The following is a 13,996-nucleotide window of genomic DNA, read 5'->3' on the forward strand; positions in this document are numbered from 1 at the left end:
CGCTCACCCCAACCTACGGGGGTCAGTCTCCACGAGACTGTTCCGCGCCTGCACCCGCCCTCGCCCGGTGCAGCACGTAGGTTGGGGTGAGCGCAGCGATGCCCAACGCAATCCTCACCACCGCACCACCGCTGCTCTGCCACACCATCACCGGTCGGGTGGGGACACCCGGGTCGCGACCAGCCCCCGTAGGTTGGGGTGAGCGCAGCGATGCCCAACACGCTCGTCACCCCCGCAAACACCGTTGGCTTGCATCAAATCCATCGGCAAATGGTAGACGGCTCTGCCCCGTCTCATGCGCCGGCCCGGTTCTGGCACTTGCACATTCGCTGCCCGCACTGACTGCGATCCGGCCTGAGCCGGACAGCGCGCCCGACGCCGCCCGGCTCAGGCATACTCCGGCCACTCCGCAATGCACCCGCTTGATTGCGGCAGCGAGCATGAGCCATATCGTGCAGATTTCGAACCCAAAGGAGGCAACAGAATGAATCAAGACGCCGTATGCACCCTCGTTCCCTACTTCGACGTGCCGGCCGACAAGGTCGATGAGTTCAAGGCCCTCGGCAAGCGCTTCGTCGAGCGTACGCGCAGCGAACCGGGCTGCGTGCATTACGCCTTCTCGTTCAGCGGCTGCACCGCGCACTGTCGCGAAGGCTACGACAATGCCGAAGCCGTGCTCGCCCATCTGGAGAATGTCGGTGCATTGCTGCAGGAAGTGCTGGCCTTCGCCTACATCACCCGCATCGAGGTGCACGCACCGGCAGCGGAGATCTCCAAGCTGCTCGAACCGCTGGCCGCCCTGAAACCGCAGTATTTCGTGCTGGAAGAAGGCGGCATCCGCCGCTGATGCAGCCGACGCGGCCGCCTCGCCGAACGATGGCGGCGGTCAGCGAACCCGGTCGCGACAATCTGTGGCGGCTGTCGAAAACCCCGCGCGTCGATCCGGCACGTTATCAGGCGCTGCTTGAGCGACTGGCCGCGAAGGGCTTCGACATTCCGAAGATCGAACTCACGCCTCATTAGGCCGGGTCGGAGTGCCGAGCAGTGCGGACAGCGCGGCCACCCCGACCGGCGCTTCGGTCACCCAGGGCACCACGTACGTGCGCCGCGCCAGACCAGCGGCAATGCGCGCCATCTGTGCGCGTTCTCCGTCGAGACGGGCAGACAGCAGCGGATCGCGGGTACCCGCGGCGAGTATCGACTTGTTGACGACCCATGCATGGGGTTCGATCTGCGCGCGACGCAAATCGTCCTGCAGCGCGGCGGCTTGCGACACCGGCGTCACTTCGGGCAGCGTGACCAGGATGATGCGGGTATAGGCCGCGTCCTGCAGGCGCATCAGCGGCGTCACGAAGTGCGTGCCGGAGCGGCCTTCATATTCGCGCAGGGTCTGCCGATGGTAGGCACCGGTGGCATCCATCAGCAGCAGCGAGTGCCCGGTCGGTGCAGTGTCCAGCACCACGAAGGCGCTGCGCGCCTCGGCGACGATGCGTGAGAACGCATGAAAGACGGCCACTTCCTCGGTGCACGGCGAACGCAGGTCTTCGCGCAGCAGCGCCTGTTCCTGTTCATCCAGCCCGGGCGAGCGCGCGGCCATGATCTTGTCGACATAGCGCCGCGTCTCCGCCACCGGATCGATGCGATCCACCTTCAGCCCCGGCACTTCGGTGCCCAGCGTTGCGGTGAGGTGGGCGGCCGGATCGGTCGTGCTCAGATGCACCGACTTGCCGCGTTGCACCAGGCCCAGCGCCAGCGCGGCGGCAATCGTGGTCTTGCCGACGCCGCCCTTGCCCATCACCATGATCAGCCCGCGTTCGCCGGCGGCCAGTTCATCAACCAGCATCGCAAGACCGTCGGCGGGTGGCGACGCATCGGTCACCGGCCGCGGCGGCTGCACCGGAAGCACCGGCGCGTCGGACATCAGCGCGCGCAGTGCCGGCAGGCCGACCGTGTCGAACGCCCGCAGCGGCACGATGTCCTGTGCCAGCGCGCGCAGGCTGTCCGGCATGTCGCGCAGGGCCTTGCGCCCCAGCGCTTCGATGGCGGCCGCCACCGGGTCACCCGGATCGGTCGCCCGGAACAGGCCGTTGATCACCAGCCGCTGGTTGCCCAGACCGAGCGTGCGCAACTCGTCCGAGCTGCGCGCCGCCTCGCCGATGGCGCCGTGGTCGGGGCGCGTCACCAGCACCACCGTGGTCTGGCCGGCATCGCTCAGCGTGGTCAAGGCGGTGTTGAAGCGCGCTTCCTGCATCTTCAGTCCGGAGTGCGGCCCCAGACACGATGCACCGCGGTCGTTGCCGCGCAGGAAACCGCTCCATGCCTGCGGCAGGCTCAGGAGGCGCAGCGTGTGACCGGTCGGCGCGGTATCGAACACGACGTGATCGAAGGCGTCGGCGGCGCCGGCGAGCAGGCCGGAAAACTCGTCGAAGGCGGCAATTTCCGTCGTGCACGCACCCGACAGCTGTTCGCGCACGGTGGCGCGCTCGGCATCGGTCGTGTCCGACGCCATCCTGTCCTGCACCCGCTGCCGATACGACTCGGCCGCGGCGTCCGGATCGATGTTGAGCACCGACAGACCGGATACGCCGGGCACCTGTGTGGCCTGGTTGCTCAGCGGCACGCCAAGCATTTCATCGAGGTTGGACGCCGCATCGGTACTGACCAGCAGCACGCGCCGGCCGGCGTCGGCCAGTGCGATCGCGGTCGCGGTGGACAGCGAGGTCTTGCCCACGCCGCCCTTGCCGGTGAAGAACAGATAGCGGGTCGCGCCGGACAGCAGTTTCATCGTCATGGCATCGCCCTCACCGACGCATGCGCGAGAGCTGCTGCCGGAGCCCTCTCACTTCTTCGATCAGATCCACCACCAACGCGGCCAATTCGGGGTTGGCATCGAAATCGCGCTCCATCGCACGCAACTGTCGGGCGCGGACCAGCTCCGCGCTGGCAAAGCGCCACGCCTGGGGTTGCCCGACGCCCATGCAGCACAGGTAACCGGCCTCGACCCGCTCGATGATCCAGCCGGGTTCGATTGCGCAGGCCAGCGCCAGTTCGTCGAGGGTGAGGCGCGCGTCATCGAGCAGTTCGCCGGTCAGGATGTCGTCGTGTGTCATTGCTCACGCTCCCGCAGTGCGGCGCGGATCGAAGTGCAGGTCGCGCGCCATGGTTTCGTAAAGTCGCCGTGCAGTGTCAGTGTCGGCCGGCGGCAGCACCACTTCGAGCACGACGTACAGATCGCCCGCTGGATCACCCGGAATCCCGCGCGACTTCAGCCGCAGCTTGCGTCCTGTCTGCGAGCCCGCCGGCACCGTCAGCGTCACCGGCCCCGACGGAGTGGGCGCTTCGATCGGACCGCCCAGTGCAGCCTCCCACGGCGTGACCGGTACGGTTTCATACACGTCCCGGCCGTCGACGCGATAGCGGGCATCCGGTGTGAAGCGGATCTCGAGGTAAAGATCACCTGCCGGCGCGCCGCCTTCACCGGGCGCGCCCTGGCCGCTCAGGCGGATGTGCTGGCCTTCCTTCACGCCCTTCGGAATACGCACCTCGAGCGTATGATCGTCGAGCACGACCTGACCGTGCTCATCCACACGCGGCCGGCGCAGGCTGATCGTTCTGCTCGCACCCTGATAGGCGTCCTGCAGTTCGATGTCGACCTTCGCGTGGTGATCCTCGCCCCGCATGCGAAAAGCGCCCGAGCGGCGCGCACCACCGGCGCGCCCGAACAGGCTGGCGAAGAAATCGCTGCTATCCGCTGCGTCGGCACCGGAGAATTCGAAGTTGCTGTCCCAACCCTGAGCGGGCTGGAAGGGCTGGCCCGGCTGATGCCCGCTGCCCATCTGATCGTAGAGCGCGCGCTTCTCCGGGTCGGACAGCACCGCGTTGGCCTCGTTGATCTCCTTCATGCGCGCTTCCGCGTCGGGCTCCTTGCTCACATCCGGGTGGAACTTGCGCGCCTGCTTGCGAAAGGCCTTCCTGATGTCTTCCGCGCCTGCGTTACGCGCGACGCCCAGTATCTGGTAGTAATCCTTGAAGTCCACGTATGCGCTCCCTGTTCACGACTGCGCCGGCCCACGTTTCAAGTACCTTCCGGCAAATCGTGGCAGACCGATGATGGTCCGTCAGTACGCCCGGATACATGACGCGGATCAATGAGGCCATGCAATGCCCGCTGGCCGCAAACGAAAGACAGCAGCCGGATCACCGGGGCGAACAGCCCGGCTCGAAGCAGCCGCGGACAAGCTATGCGTCCGCGAACAGGCACAGCGCCCCATTTGTTACTGCGTGTGCTGGCGCACCGTCGCAGGGAGCCGCGTCTGCCACACTGGCTCGTCGCACGCGGCTGTACACGTGCAGTCGAGACAGACCCTGAACGCATCAGGCAGGTGTTCGAATGATCGTCACCCCGACGATCCGGAGAACACGGCGGACCACCCGGAAACAACATCATGAAGAAAACCCTCGCAGTTATCTCGATCGGCGCCCTTGTGGCCACCGGTTGCGCAAACCTTTCGGAGACGCAGCAGCGCACGGCCATCGGCACTGGCGTCGGCGCAGCAGCAGGCGCAGCATTGGGCAGCTCACTCGGCGGAAGCGGCGGCGCGACGCGCACCGGCGCCTTGCTCGGCGCAGCGGTCGGCGGCATCGGCACCTACATCTGGTCGAACCGGATGGAAGAACAGAAACGCACCATGGAACAGGCCACCGCCGGCACCGGCGTCGCGGTCGTGCAGACCGCCGACAACCAGCTGAAGCTGGAAATCCCGAGCGACATTTCGTTCGACGTCGGCCGCGCCGACATCAAGTCGAACTTCCGCCCGGTGCTCGAGCGTTTCGCGCAGACACTGAACGCGAATCCGAATACCGAAGTGCGCATCATCGGCCACACCGACAGCACCGGCAGCGACGCGGTGAACAATCCGCTGTCGGTCAATCGCGCGAGCAGCACCCGTCAGTACCTGACCGATCGCGGCGTCGCGCCGAACCGCATCGTCATCGACGGTCGCGGCTCGCACGAACCGGTGGCCGACAACGGCAGCGAACAGGGTCGCGCGCAGAACCGCCGGGTCGAAATTTTCGTCGCCGAACCGCGCACCTGAACGTCGCAAGCGGGTGGCTGACCCGCTTGCGCCTGCAGCGTGAATGGAGCGACCGCAAGATCGCCCGGGGCCTGTGGATGCTTAATCGTGTAGACAATGATTGAGCATCTACAGGCCCTAGTCCGTTTACGCCCCACCCCCATCGATCAACACCGAGGTGACCCGCGTGCCTGCCATTCTTTCCCCACCCATGCCGCCGCGCCTGACTCCGGCGCTCTCGCTACGCCTGCTCCTCGTCACGCTCGGCCTTGCGCTGCTGTGCGCGCTGACCGGCTGCGCCGGTCTTGCCGCGCGTGATCCGGTCCGGATCAATCTGGTCGGCGTCGAGCCGCTGCAGGGCGAAGGCTTCGAACTGCGCTTTGCCGTCAAGCTGCGGGTGCAGAACCCGAACGACAGCGTGATCGACTACGACGGTCTCGCACTCGAACTCGACGTGAACAACCGCTCATTCGCCACCGGCGTCAGCGATGCCAAAGGCAGCGTGCCGCGCTTCGGCGAAACGGTCATCAGCGTACCGGTCACGGTATCGGCCCTGTCGGCACTGCGCCAGGCACTCGGCATGACCGAAGGCAGCACGCTGGAAAACCTCCCCTTCGCGCTGCGCGGCAAACTCGCCGGCGGCACCTTCGGCACCGTGCGTTTCAGCGAGGAAGGCCGGCTCAGCCTGCCGGGGATGGCTCACGGTAACGGCAGCGCGCGCTGAACGCGGATGATCGACCACGCCGCGCGCTTCGGCAGCTCAGCCAGGTCCCGACAGCTATCGAGCCCCAGCGCATCCTTCGTCCTGCTTCTGCCTGTCTTCGTTCTTTCCATTGTTCCGACTGGTTGGCGCAGATGAACATCCGGGCGAGCCCGTTCGGGATGATGTGCGTGCTGGACAAGACCGCCGAATCGCACTACCTTGATTGAAAATGATTGGGAGTGATTCATGTCGTCAGGCGACACCCGTGTGATGACCGCCCACCTGCCCGTGGCGCTGGCCGAACAGGTTGACCATCTCGCGGCGCGTCTCGAGCGCTCACGTGGCTGGGTGGTGAAGCAAGCCCTCGCCGCCTACGTCGAACGGGAAGCCGAACGCTACCGTCTGACGCTCGAAGCCATGGCGGACGTCGAGGCCGGCAAGGGCGTGAGCCATCCGGACGTGAAGACATGGGCGGCCAGCTTGAATACGGACACACCCCGACGAATGCCTGAATGACACTCAAGTGGACCCGTGCGTCCCTGAGCGATCTACAGCGGTTGCACGCCTTCCTGCATCCAGTCAATCCGGATGCTGCAGCCTGCGTGATCCAGCGCCTGACCGATGGGCCTGATCTGCTGCACACCCAACCGCGCATCGGCACCCGGCTGCCGGAATTCGAACCGCGCGAAGTGCGCTGCCTGTTCATCGGCGACTACGAAATGCGCTACGAAATCACCGCCGATCAGGCTGTGTGGATGTTGCGCGTGTGGCATACGCGCGAGTTTCGTTGAGGTGTGAAGCGGCAATGACGGCAGGGCGGCAGGCCCTTGATCTGCCTCGATCTCGGAAAACCTCACCCGACGGCCGATCGCTCAACCCGCTGCGCGATCGAGCAGTGTTCCGAATCCGGGATATCCCTCCGCCATCAGCGCGAATTTGCTGGTCGACTTGCGCCCCTTCCGGTTGTCCTTGTCACCGGACGTGAGCCCTTCGATGAAGGCGGCCCGATCCTCGACCCAGCTGCCGCCTAGCAGGGTGACACCGCGCGCGAACAGGGCGTCGGGGAGGCAGCCGGCACTGGGGCCGACCATGGCGAACCAGCGGGCGGCGTGGCAGTGGGCGAGCATGCGGTCGAGGGTGTCGTTGAGCAGCAGCGTGCTGGTGGACAGCACCTTGCCGCAGGTTTCCAGCGCCGCGGCGTCGGTGGTGACGCGCCAGCCGTCGCGCTCGCCGACGGCGCTCTCGTCCAGTTCGATCACGGTGAGCTGTGCGCCGGCGGCGACGATGCGCTCCACCAGCGGGCCGAACAGGCCGATCATGCCGATGGCGTCGCCCGCCTGCGGGTCCATCTGGCCGATGGAGTCACTGCTGCCGTCCGGCCGGAAGCCGGCGCGGTCGTACAGGCAGCGGGTGATGGCGTTGGCGCAGACGAAGCCGAGGGTGCGGTCCACGCCCTGCCCGCTCACGTAGCGACGCGCCAGCGCGAGGGCATCCGCACCCTTCAGGTCGGCGAGGCCGGGGCCGTTGCGCAGGCGCTCCAGCGTGTCGTCGAGCAGCACATAGGAGAGGCCGATGCTGCCGTCGTCCAGTTCGAGCGCGCAGAACTCGCCGCGGGCGTGGCCGCTCGCGCCGGTGCGACACGGGTCGTCAGGACGCGACGGCGGCAGGTGCAGCGCGCGCACGCGCGGCAAGGGCATGCGCGCGGCGATGGTTTCGATCTGTGCGAGGTAGTCGGTGGCGAAGCTCATGGGGTGTCGGCCGGGTCGGGTTTCGTGAAGCCATCGGAGCGCACCTGATCGCGGCGCAGCCCGGCGCGCACGGCGGCCGATGCGGCTTCGCCACTGACCGTGGCGTCGCGGTTTTCCGGCGTGCGCAGGGCGCCCGGGAAATACAGTGCGGTCAGGCGGTGGGTATGCAGAGGCGAGTCGCCGCTGCCGTGGGCGTGAGCGTCGTCGCCATAGCGGCGCCAGTCGCGCACCGGATGGATGTCGTCGGCCAGTTCGAGCAAGCCGATGGTTTCACGATCGCCGATCAGCACGCCCTGCGCACGCAGACCGAGCGCCGCCTTGGCTGCATCGAGCCGGGCGACCAGTTCCGGCGTGGCGCCGAATTCGCCATCGGATGCGATCAGCAGGTCAGCGCGCTGCCAGGCCTCATGTTCCAGCCGGGCGATGGCGCGCTCGAGCGGCCCGCAGATGTCGGTGCCACCGCGAAAGCCCTGTCCGAGAAACCGGATCAGCCGCTCGATGCCCGACGCATCGACGGCCACTTCGAGTTCCACCACCTCGTCCGGACCGCCGAAGGCGAACACGTGGCAGGCGCGCCCCTGATCGTGCGCGGTGCGCACGGCTTCGAGCACCACCGCCTTGGCGACCTGACCGGCGCCGCCCTGCATCGAACCGGACGTGTCGACGCATACCAGCAGCGGGCCCATTTCGAGCCGGCGATCGGCTTGCAGGTCGGGGCGCGGCTGCAGTGCCGGCGCATCGAGCTGGCGCACCTCGTGCAGACGGTCGTCGTCTTCGTAACAGAGCAGCGTGCGCTCGGCGCGGCGCGCGTGCCACACGAGGCGCAGCACCGGGTGACCGAGCAGCACGGCTTCGGCCGGCAGCATGCGGGCGATGCGATCGGCGCGATGAATGCCGCGCGTTTCGCCCGGCATGTCGGGCACGCGCACGCTGCGTGATTCAGTGCGACGCGCGACGGCGTCCTCCAGCACCGTCACCGGGTCACGCTGCGCCGCGTCGGTTTCATCCGCCGGGCGGGCACGGCCGAGCCGGCGGATGCAGCGTGCCAGTTCAGGCAGCCGCTCCAGCAGGCGGCGGATGCGCACCACTTCGCGCCAGCCCTCGCTGCGCAGCAGACCGGGAATGAGGTCCCAGCGCGCGTTCTTGCCATCGTCCGGCAATTTGCCGAAGACATCGATCAGTTCGTCCATCTGACCGCGCCTGTCCTGCCAGTCGGATTCGAAAGCCTCGACGGCCATCCGGATGGCGCGCGCTGGCGTGGCGCCGCGATCGCGATAGTCGTCGATGAAATCGAGATGGAACAGCAGGCTCAGCACGACGGTGTCGGTCAGCTCCTGGCGCGCGCTGCAGTACGCCGCAAGATCCAGCGTGCAGAACGTATCGCACAGCGCGGCGACGATGTCGGGCGACGGCCAGCCCCAGGCATCGGCCGGCGGCACACGGCCGTCGATCAGCGCGTCGCGCAGCGCGACCAGGGCGGCCAGTCGCGGCTCGAGCGTGCCCTGCGCATGCGTCAGACCGGACAGCCACAGCGTGCGCGGCAGCGCGTCGAGTGCGGCCAGCCGTGCTTCGCGCGCTGCGAACAGGCGCTGCGGATCAGCGCTCACGTCAGCGGCTCGTGCAGCACCGGCTCGGGTGCCGCTTCAGCGACAGAAAGCGCGACATCGGCCGGCAGACGCGGCAGGTTTTCAAAGCCGCGCCGCGCATCGCGGGCGCGGGTCGCGAGATCGGCGATGGAGGACGCGGTCGTGGCGAGATGCCGCTCGACCTGCGCCAGCTGCGCGTCATCCAGCCACAGCGTGTTGCGCCGGCAGTCGGCCAGGCTGGCGCGTTCGGCGTCCAGCTCCGCCTGATAACCGGCGATGCGGTCGAGCAGGTCATCGATCTGCGCGGTCCGTGCGCCGATGTGCGCCGGTCCGTAGCGACGCTGCCGGCTGTAGCTCATGCGCAACGCACCGGCCCCGCCCTTGGCGTCGCCGATCTTTTCCGCCAGGTCGGTGGCCAGGTCGGTCGTCGTGCCGGCCGACATGTCCGATGCCGAAAAACGCAGCCGGCCGGCTTCGTCGTAATCGAGATCATTGGCTTTCCGTTCGGCTTCCAGCTGGGCTTCGAACGCCTGCACGACGCGCGCAAGGCGCGCCGGTGCGCAGGCCTCGCGCACACCGAGATGTGTGGTGAGCCATTCGGCCACGGCACTCTGGCGCGTCGCGTCCGGGGCAACGCAGGCCGGCAGCAGCAGCAGATCCCATACCGAGAGGCGGGTGCGGCCTTCGCTCGCGGCGGCCACGCGCAGCAGCCACAGCGTCTTGACCCAGCGCCGGTCGGACACGTAGCCGCCTTCCGCCGCAATGTGCGTGCGCAAAGCAGACAGCACCGCCACAAACCCGCCCGGCAGCGCCACCTCGCGAGCCGCTGCCGCCAGCGCAGCGAGGTCTGCGTCGGTCAGCGGCAAGGAGTCATCTTTCAGCGACCATGCATCGGCGCAGCCGGTGTCGAGCAGCGCGGCGAACCCGTCGGCGCTGACCGGCGCGATCGGCAGGCGGGTCAGGAAGCGGTCGAAGAAGGCTTCGCCCACCTCGTCTTCCGGCACGTCGTTGGTGGCGCCGATGACGCTGACCAGCGGGCAGTGCTGGCGGCCGGCACCGTTGTCGAATTCGCGTTCGTTCAGCAGCGTCAGCAAGGCGTTGAGAATGGCGCTGTTCGCCTTGAACACTTCGTCGATGAAGGCGATGGACGCGTCGGGCAGAAAGCCGGCGGTGTGCCGCTCGTAACGGTCCTCCTCCAGCGCGCGGATCGACAGCGGGCCGAACAGCTCCTCCGGCACGGTGAAGCGGGTCAGCAGCCGCTCGAAATAGCGCGCATCGCGAAACGCCGCCCGCAGCCGGCGCGCCAGTTCGCTCTTGGCCGTGCCGGGCGGACCGATCAGCAAAGTGTGCTCGCCGGCCAGCGCGGTCAGCAGGCAGCGGCGCACGACCACACGCCGTTCGACGAGCCCGCATTCGAGTTGTCCGGCGAGCGCACGCAGACGGTCGGACAGCAGCGGGGATATCAGAGAGTTCATGACAGTCAATCGCAAATCAGGGAAAACGTTCTTCGATGAGGGCCTGCGCACGGCGCGCACTTTCGCTCGCGTCGATGCGCTGCAATGCGCCGGCATCAACGACATGAATGCCGGCTTCGGTGACGATGAAATCCATCGCCACATCGTGCGACTGCGGATGGATGGTCGACATGCGCGACGACTCGAAGCCGACACCGATCCTCAGCGGCGGCACCGGCTGCGCTGCCAGCGTGCGGTCGAAATAGCCGCCGCCGTAGCCGAGCCGGTAGCCGCGTGCGTCGAACCCGACCAGCGGAATCAGCAGCGCCTGCGGCTGCACGACGGCGGAGTCCGTCGGCACCGGCAGGTCGAACACCCGCTTCGTCATGGTCACACCGGGCCACCATTCGCGGAACACCAGCGGCGTGGCGCGTGCCACCACGTCGGGCAGCGCAGCGCGAGCGCCTGCGTCACGCAAGGCACGGATCGCGAAGCGCGCGTCGAACTCGCCGCGGTAGGGCCAGCAGAAGCCGACGATCAGCCGGCGCAGTGCCGGGAAACCGTGTTCAAGCAAGGCGGTGATCACCACGTTGCGCGCGGCACGCTGCACGGCCGGCACGCTTTCGCGCGCAGCGATCAGTCGCTGCCGTTCGGTGCGCCGCCAGCCCGGCAGATCCGTCAGTACGTCCACATTCAGCTCCCTGGCAGGCCCGGTTTCACAACACGCCGTGCAACAGGCCGAGCGGATGGTGAGCGCGTGCCACGCCCAGCATGAAGGCGAAGGTCAGCAGCGCCGCGATGAAACACACGAGGCGGGCCCGCGCGCTGCGCGCGCGCTTCAGCGCAAGGCTGCCCAGCACGATGTAGACCACCAGCAATACGAGTTTCGTCGCCAGCCAGGGCACGACGAACGGATTCAGCTGCAGCAGGCCGAGCAACGACAGCGCAGCGATCAGCAGGCCGGCATCGATGATCTGGCTGGTGATGCGCACGCTGCGCCGCATGCTCCAGCGCGCCCCCGACAGCACGCCGATACCGCGCAGCGCGAACAGCGTTCCACTGGCGATGACCAGTCCGATGTGGGCCTGTCGCGCCAGCGGATACATGTCGATCAGATTCATGCGCGCGGCGTGTCGGCATGTCGCTCAGCCGACATCGACGGCTTCACCCGTGCGGTCGAAGGCGATCAGCTTGTCAAGCCGCCCGGTGCGGATCGCCGAGATCATGCTTTCGAGCGGTGCATCCGCATCGGCGCTGGCGGGCGCCTGGCCGTCGCGTCCGGCCAGCGCCGCCACGAACACGATGGCCCAGCGCGCGTCGAAGGTGGCCGTCTCTTCGAGCAGGGCCGCGAAGCTCGGCAACTCGTCGATCGTCTTGTCCACGCACACGTAGGGCACCAGTGCGCCGCCCTGTCCGGCTTCGAAGCGCGCGCGCTCTTCGGCCGAGGCATCGTCCGGCAGTTCGGCCACGGTGAATACCATCAGCAGGCGCTGCGGTTCGGATTCTTCGCGCATGGCTGCGATCAGGCCGTCGAAAGTTGCTGTCAAGGCAGGTCTCCGCAAGATGGAATGAGAACGAGGGGAACGAGGCTGCGTTGCACAGAGTGCATCATGACAGTTTGCCCCGCACGGCTGCGACCATGACGGCACCGAACAGCACGATGGCCAATGCATGACCGACGCCGGCCAGGGCCAGCGCAGACAGGTCGCCGGAGGGGCTGGCGCCCAGGCGCAGCAGCAGGCTTGCCGCCAGCAGCCACAGCGGCACCCGCGCCCAGGCCGAATACACCGGTCGCAGGCGCAGCAGTGCCGGCAGCATGATGGGTGCGTGGCCGAACACCATGGCCAGCACGAAGCCGAGCAGCACCGCGTGCAGACCTGCCGCGGGCAGCGGGCCGGGCGACAGCACGCCATACAGCCCGAGCAGCGCACCGACCAGCAACCACACATAGCCGACCGTCAGGCACTGCGCGACATGACCGGGCCAGCCGGGCGCCGACCATTTGCGCGGCGCCATGTCCCAGCGTAGCAGCCACAGCGCGAGCAGCGCGCAGGCCAGCCAGAGCAGCAGCGCTGCCAGCGCCGCCCGCACCGGTGACAGGACGACCGACAGCAGCAGCATCGCCACCGCCAGCACGAACAGCACGCGGGCGAAGCGCGGCAGGCGGATCATCTGCATCAGTTCGCGACGTTCGCCGGCGATGGTCAGCACCAGAAAGGCGACCCAGCTCATGACGGCTGCCGACAGGTCTCCAGCCGCCCAGACGAGCACGCCGATCAGCCAGCACACCGCGCCGGCCATTTCGACCACGAGGTGCAGCGACCACGCGCGGCTGCGTCCGGCATGGAGGTAGAGCAGCACCAGCGCCGCGGCCGCGAATGCCCAGAGCATCTGCGCCGCGACCACGGAGCCGATCGCCCACGCGACGAGCCCGCCGAGCCCCGCCGCCAGCGGTGACAGCAGGCCAGGCAGACGCTGCAGCGCCACCGCGCGCTCGAGCGAAATGACGGTGCCGAACACGGCGCAGATCATCACCGCCCCGTGCAGCGCGACCGGCACCGCCGGTATCGGCACACCGAAACGAGCCAGACCGGCGGCGATGCCGGCCAGCATGGCGGACACCGCCAGCAGCGCACACACCGCGACGCCGGTGCGCCACAGCGCAGGCGTCGTCACGCTCACCATCCGAACCGCTCGCGCAGCGCCGGGCTCATGCGGCCGGGGTGCCATGCGCAATCCCAGTCGAATTCAACCTGGACGATCCAGCCCGGCGGGCAGACGGTGCGCAGCGCCGATGTCGCGTCTTCGATGATCAGCTCGCCCATCGGGCAGGTCGCGCTGGTCGGTATCAGCACCACATCGACGCGGGTCTCACCGATGGCAATCGACTTGACGAGGCCCAGTTCGACGATGCTTTCGACCAGTTCCGGGTCCGCGACGGTGTGCAGCGCGGCCCGCAGCGTGTCTTCGGTGGGCATCACGACACCTTCTGCCGGGTCGGGAAAGCTATCCCGATCGCCCCGGGAGGCGCGGCCGGCGGCAGGAGGTCGGCCAGCGTGTGGCGGTCCAGACGGGCGAGAAAATCCTGCAGCGCGTCATCGAATATCCCGGCCAGACGGCAATCGCCCAGCAGCCGGCAGTGACCGCCGCCATCGAGGCATTCGACCAGTCTGAAGTCGGGTTCGACGCTGCGCACCACGGCACCCAGGCCGATCGCCTCCGGCGCATGCGCGAGCCGCATGCCGCCGCCGTTGCCGCGCACGGTTTCGATCCAGCCGGCCAGCCCGAGCTGGTGGGTCACCTTCATCAGGTGCGCCAGCGACACCTGATGCGCGTGTGCGACTTCGGCAATCGTGCACAGGCGGTCCGGATGCTGGCCCACGTGCATCAGCAGGCGCAGCGCGTAATCGGTCATCGTGGTCAGACGCAT

Annotated in this window: 18 protein-coding genes; 6 read left to right on the plus strand and 12 right to left on the minus strand. The window is 67.9% G+C overall.

Annotation, left to right across the window (positions count from 1 at the left end; all coding sequences use genetic code 11):
• Nucleotides 1-484: 484 nt before the first annotated feature.
• Nucleotides 485-847, plus strand: coding sequence for an antibiotic biosynthesis monooxygenase (locus tag Q8R75_RS08640; RefSeq protein ID WP_305611612.1), 363 nt, complete (start codon nucleotides 485-487; stop codon nucleotides 845-847).
• Nucleotides 847-1,023 carry a lipocalin family protein gene (locus Q8R75_RS08645; RefSeq protein WP_305611611.1) on the plus strand — a complete coding sequence of 59 codons (177 nt, stop codon included), beginning with the start codon at nucleotides 847-849 and terminating at the stop codon, nucleotides 1,021-1,023. Before Q8R75_RS08640 ends, Q8R75_RS08645 begins: the two co-directional genes overlap by 1 nt.
• Here the strand turns inward: Q8R75_RS08645 and arsA are convergent.
• From arsA to Q8R75_RS08660, 3 genes are read right to left on the minus strand one after another with little or no spacing between them, the layout of a single operon-like run.
• On the minus strand, nucleotides 1,010-2,791 hold the full coding sequence (arsA, locus tag Q8R75_RS08650; protein WP_336623618.1) for an arsenical pump-driving ATPase: 1,782 nt from the start codon (nucleotides 2,789-2,791) through the stop codon (nucleotides 1,010-1,012). The genes Q8R75_RS08645 and arsA overlap by 14 nt on opposite strands.
• Before the next feature lie 10 nt (nucleotides 2,792-2,801).
• Entirely contained in the window at nucleotides 2,802-3,110 is a 309-nt protein-coding gene (locus tag Q8R75_RS08655; protein ID WP_305611610.1) for a chaperone modulator CbpM, read from the minus strand.
• A 3-nt stretch (nucleotides 3,111-3,113) separates the two neighbouring features.
• Entirely contained in the window at nucleotides 3,114-4,037 is a 924-nt protein-coding gene (locus Q8R75_RS08660) for a DnaJ C-terminal domain-containing protein (RefSeq protein WP_305611609.1), read from the minus strand.
• Nucleotides 4,038-4,445: 408 nt separating this feature from the next.
• Between Q8R75_RS08660 and Q8R75_RS08665 the strand changes: the two genes are divergently transcribed.
• The 4 genes from Q8R75_RS08665 to Q8R75_RS08680 all read left to right on the plus strand — a co-directional run bounded on the left by Q8R75_RS08665 (nucleotide 4,446) and on the right by Q8R75_RS08680 (nucleotide 6,569).
• Nucleotides 4,446-5,096, plus strand: a complete 651-nt coding sequence (locus Q8R75_RS08665; protein WP_305611608.1) for an OmpA family protein — start codon at nucleotides 4,446-4,448, stop codon at nucleotides 5,094-5,096.
• 166 nt (nucleotides 5,097-5,262) lie between these two features.
• A complete protein-coding gene (locus Q8R75_RS08670) occupies nucleotides 5,263-5,799 on the plus strand; it encodes an LEA type 2 family protein (RefSeq protein ID WP_305611607.1) in 537 nt (178 codons plus the stop codon).
• A 225-nt stretch (nucleotides 5,800-6,024) separates the two neighbouring features.
• Nucleotides 6,025-6,294: a ribbon-helix-helix domain-containing protein gene (locus Q8R75_RS08675; protein WP_305611606.1), complete on the plus strand. Its 270-nt coding sequence runs from the start codon at nucleotides 6,025-6,027 to the stop codon at nucleotides 6,292-6,294.
• On the plus strand, nucleotides 6,291-6,569 hold the full coding sequence (locus Q8R75_RS08680) for a type II toxin-antitoxin system RelE/ParE family toxin (protein WP_305611604.1): 279 nt from the start codon (nucleotides 6,291-6,293) through the stop codon (nucleotides 6,567-6,569). Before Q8R75_RS08675 ends, Q8R75_RS08680 begins: the two co-directional genes overlap by 4 nt.
• Nucleotides 6,570-6,650: 81 nt before the next feature.
• Here the strand turns inward: Q8R75_RS08680 and Q8R75_RS08685 are convergent, their stop codons facing one another.
• The 9 genes from Q8R75_RS08685 to Q8R75_RS08725 all read right to left on the minus strand — a co-directional run bounded on the left by Q8R75_RS08685 (nucleotide 6,651) and on the right by Q8R75_RS08725 (nucleotide 13,996).
• Nucleotides 6,651-7,526: a DUF364 domain-containing protein gene (locus tag Q8R75_RS08685; RefSeq protein ID WP_305611603.1), complete on the minus strand. Its 876-nt coding sequence runs from the start codon at nucleotides 7,524-7,526 to the stop codon at nucleotides 6,651-6,653.
• Nucleotides 7,523-9,133 (minus strand): VWA domain-containing protein, encoded by a 1,611-nt coding sequence (locus Q8R75_RS08690; protein ID WP_305611602.1) that lies wholly within the window; start codon nucleotides 9,131-9,133, stop codon nucleotides 7,523-7,525. The genes Q8R75_RS08685 and Q8R75_RS08690 overlap by 4 nt, the downstream gene beginning before the upstream one ends.
• Complete coding sequence (locus tag Q8R75_RS08695; protein WP_305611601.1) at nucleotides 9,130-10,587, minus strand: AAA family ATPase; 1,458 nt, start codon at nucleotides 10,585-10,587, stop codon at nucleotides 9,130-9,132. The genes Q8R75_RS08690 and Q8R75_RS08695 overlap by 4 nt, the downstream gene beginning before the upstream one ends.
• 16 nt (nucleotides 10,588-10,603) lie before the next feature.
• Nucleotides 10,604-11,257: a 5-formyltetrahydrofolate cyclo-ligase gene (locus tag Q8R75_RS08700; protein WP_305611600.1), complete on the minus strand. Its 654-nt coding sequence runs from the start codon at nucleotides 11,255-11,257 to the stop codon at nucleotides 10,604-10,606.
• Between the two features lie 25 nt (nucleotides 11,258-11,282).
• Complete coding sequence (locus Q8R75_RS08705) at nucleotides 11,283-11,687, minus strand: SirB2 family protein (RefSeq protein WP_305611598.1); 405 nt, start codon at nucleotides 11,685-11,687, stop codon at nucleotides 11,283-11,285.
• Nucleotides 11,688-11,711: 24 nt separating this feature from the next.
• On the minus strand, nucleotides 11,712-12,113 hold the full coding sequence (locus tag Q8R75_RS08710; protein ID WP_305611596.1) for a ribonucleotide reductase subunit alpha: 402 nt from the start codon (nucleotides 12,111-12,113) through the stop codon (nucleotides 11,712-11,714).
• A gap of 61 nt (nucleotides 12,114-12,174) precedes the next feature.
• Nucleotides 12,175-13,251, minus strand: a complete 1,077-nt coding sequence (locus tag Q8R75_RS08715) for a hypothetical protein (RefSeq protein ID WP_305611594.1) — start codon at nucleotides 13,249-13,251, stop codon at nucleotides 12,175-12,177.
• Nucleotides 13,245-13,544, minus strand: coding sequence for a metal-sulfur cluster assembly factor (locus tag Q8R75_RS08720; RefSeq protein WP_305611593.1), 300 nt, complete (start codon nucleotides 13,542-13,544; stop codon nucleotides 13,245-13,247). The genes Q8R75_RS08715 and Q8R75_RS08720 overlap by 7 nt, the downstream gene beginning before the upstream one ends.
• On the minus strand, nucleotides 13,544-13,996 hold the full coding sequence (locus tag Q8R75_RS08725) for an Rrf2 family transcriptional regulator (protein WP_305611591.1): 453 nt from the start codon (nucleotides 13,994-13,996) through the stop codon (nucleotides 13,544-13,546). The genes Q8R75_RS08720 and Q8R75_RS08725 overlap by 1 nt, the downstream gene beginning before the upstream one ends.

This window comes from Methyloversatilis sp., from assembly GCF_030696805.1.
In the GTDB taxonomy this organism is placed as follows: domain Bacteria; phylum Pseudomonadota; class Gammaproteobacteria; order Burkholderiales; family Rhodocyclaceae; genus Methyloversatilis.

Bases quoted from the DNA above. Each gene is read 5' to 3' on its own strand.
- Q8R75_RS08640 (WP_305611612.1), top strand. From the start codon at position 485: ATGAATCAAGACGCCGTATGCACCCTCGTTCCCTACTTCGACGTGCCG.
- Q8R75_RS08645 (WP_305611611.1), top strand. From the start codon at position 847: ATGCAGCCGACGCGGCCGCCTCGCCGAACGATGGCGGCGGTCAGCGAA.
- arsA (WP_336623618.1), bottom strand. From the start codon at position 2,791: ATGACGATGAAACTGCTGTCCGGCGCGACCCGCTATCTGTTCTTCACC.
- Q8R75_RS08655 (WP_305611610.1), bottom strand. From the start codon at position 3,110: ATGACACACGACGACATCCTGACCGGCGAACTGCTCGATGACGCGCGC.
- Q8R75_RS08665 (WP_305611608.1), top strand. From the start codon at position 4,446: ATGAAGAAAACCCTCGCAGTTATCTCGATCGGCGCCCTTGTGGCCACC.
- Q8R75_RS08675 (WP_305611606.1), top strand. From the start codon at position 6,025: ATGTCGTCAGGCGACACCCGTGTGATGACCGCCCACCTGCCCGTGGCG.
- Q8R75_RS08680 (WP_305611604.1), top strand. From the start codon at position 6,291: ATGACACTCAAGTGGACCCGTGCGTCCCTGAGCGATCTACAGCGGTTG.
- Q8R75_RS08685 (WP_305611603.1), bottom strand. From the start codon at position 7,526: ATGAGCTTCGCCACCGACTACCTCGCACAGATCGAAACCATCGCCGCG.
- Q8R75_RS08695 (WP_305611601.1), bottom strand. From the start codon at position 10,587: ATGAACTCTCTGATATCCCCGCTGCTGTCCGACCGTCTGCGTGCGCTC.
- Q8R75_RS08705 (WP_305611598.1), bottom strand. From the start codon at position 11,687: ATGAATCTGATCGACATGTATCCGCTGGCGCGACAGGCCCACATCGGA.
- Q8R75_RS08715 (WP_305611594.1), bottom strand. From the start codon at position 13,251: ATGGTGAGCGTGACGACGCCTGCGCTGTGGCGCACCGGCGTCGCGGTG.
- Q8R75_RS08720 (WP_305611593.1), bottom strand. From the start codon at position 13,544: ATGCCCACCGAAGACACGCTGCGGGCCGCGCTGCACACCGTCGCGGAC.
- Q8R75_RS08725 (WP_305611591.1), bottom strand. From the start codon at position 13,996: ATGCGTCTGACCACGATGACCGATTACGCGCTGCGCCTGCTGATGCAC.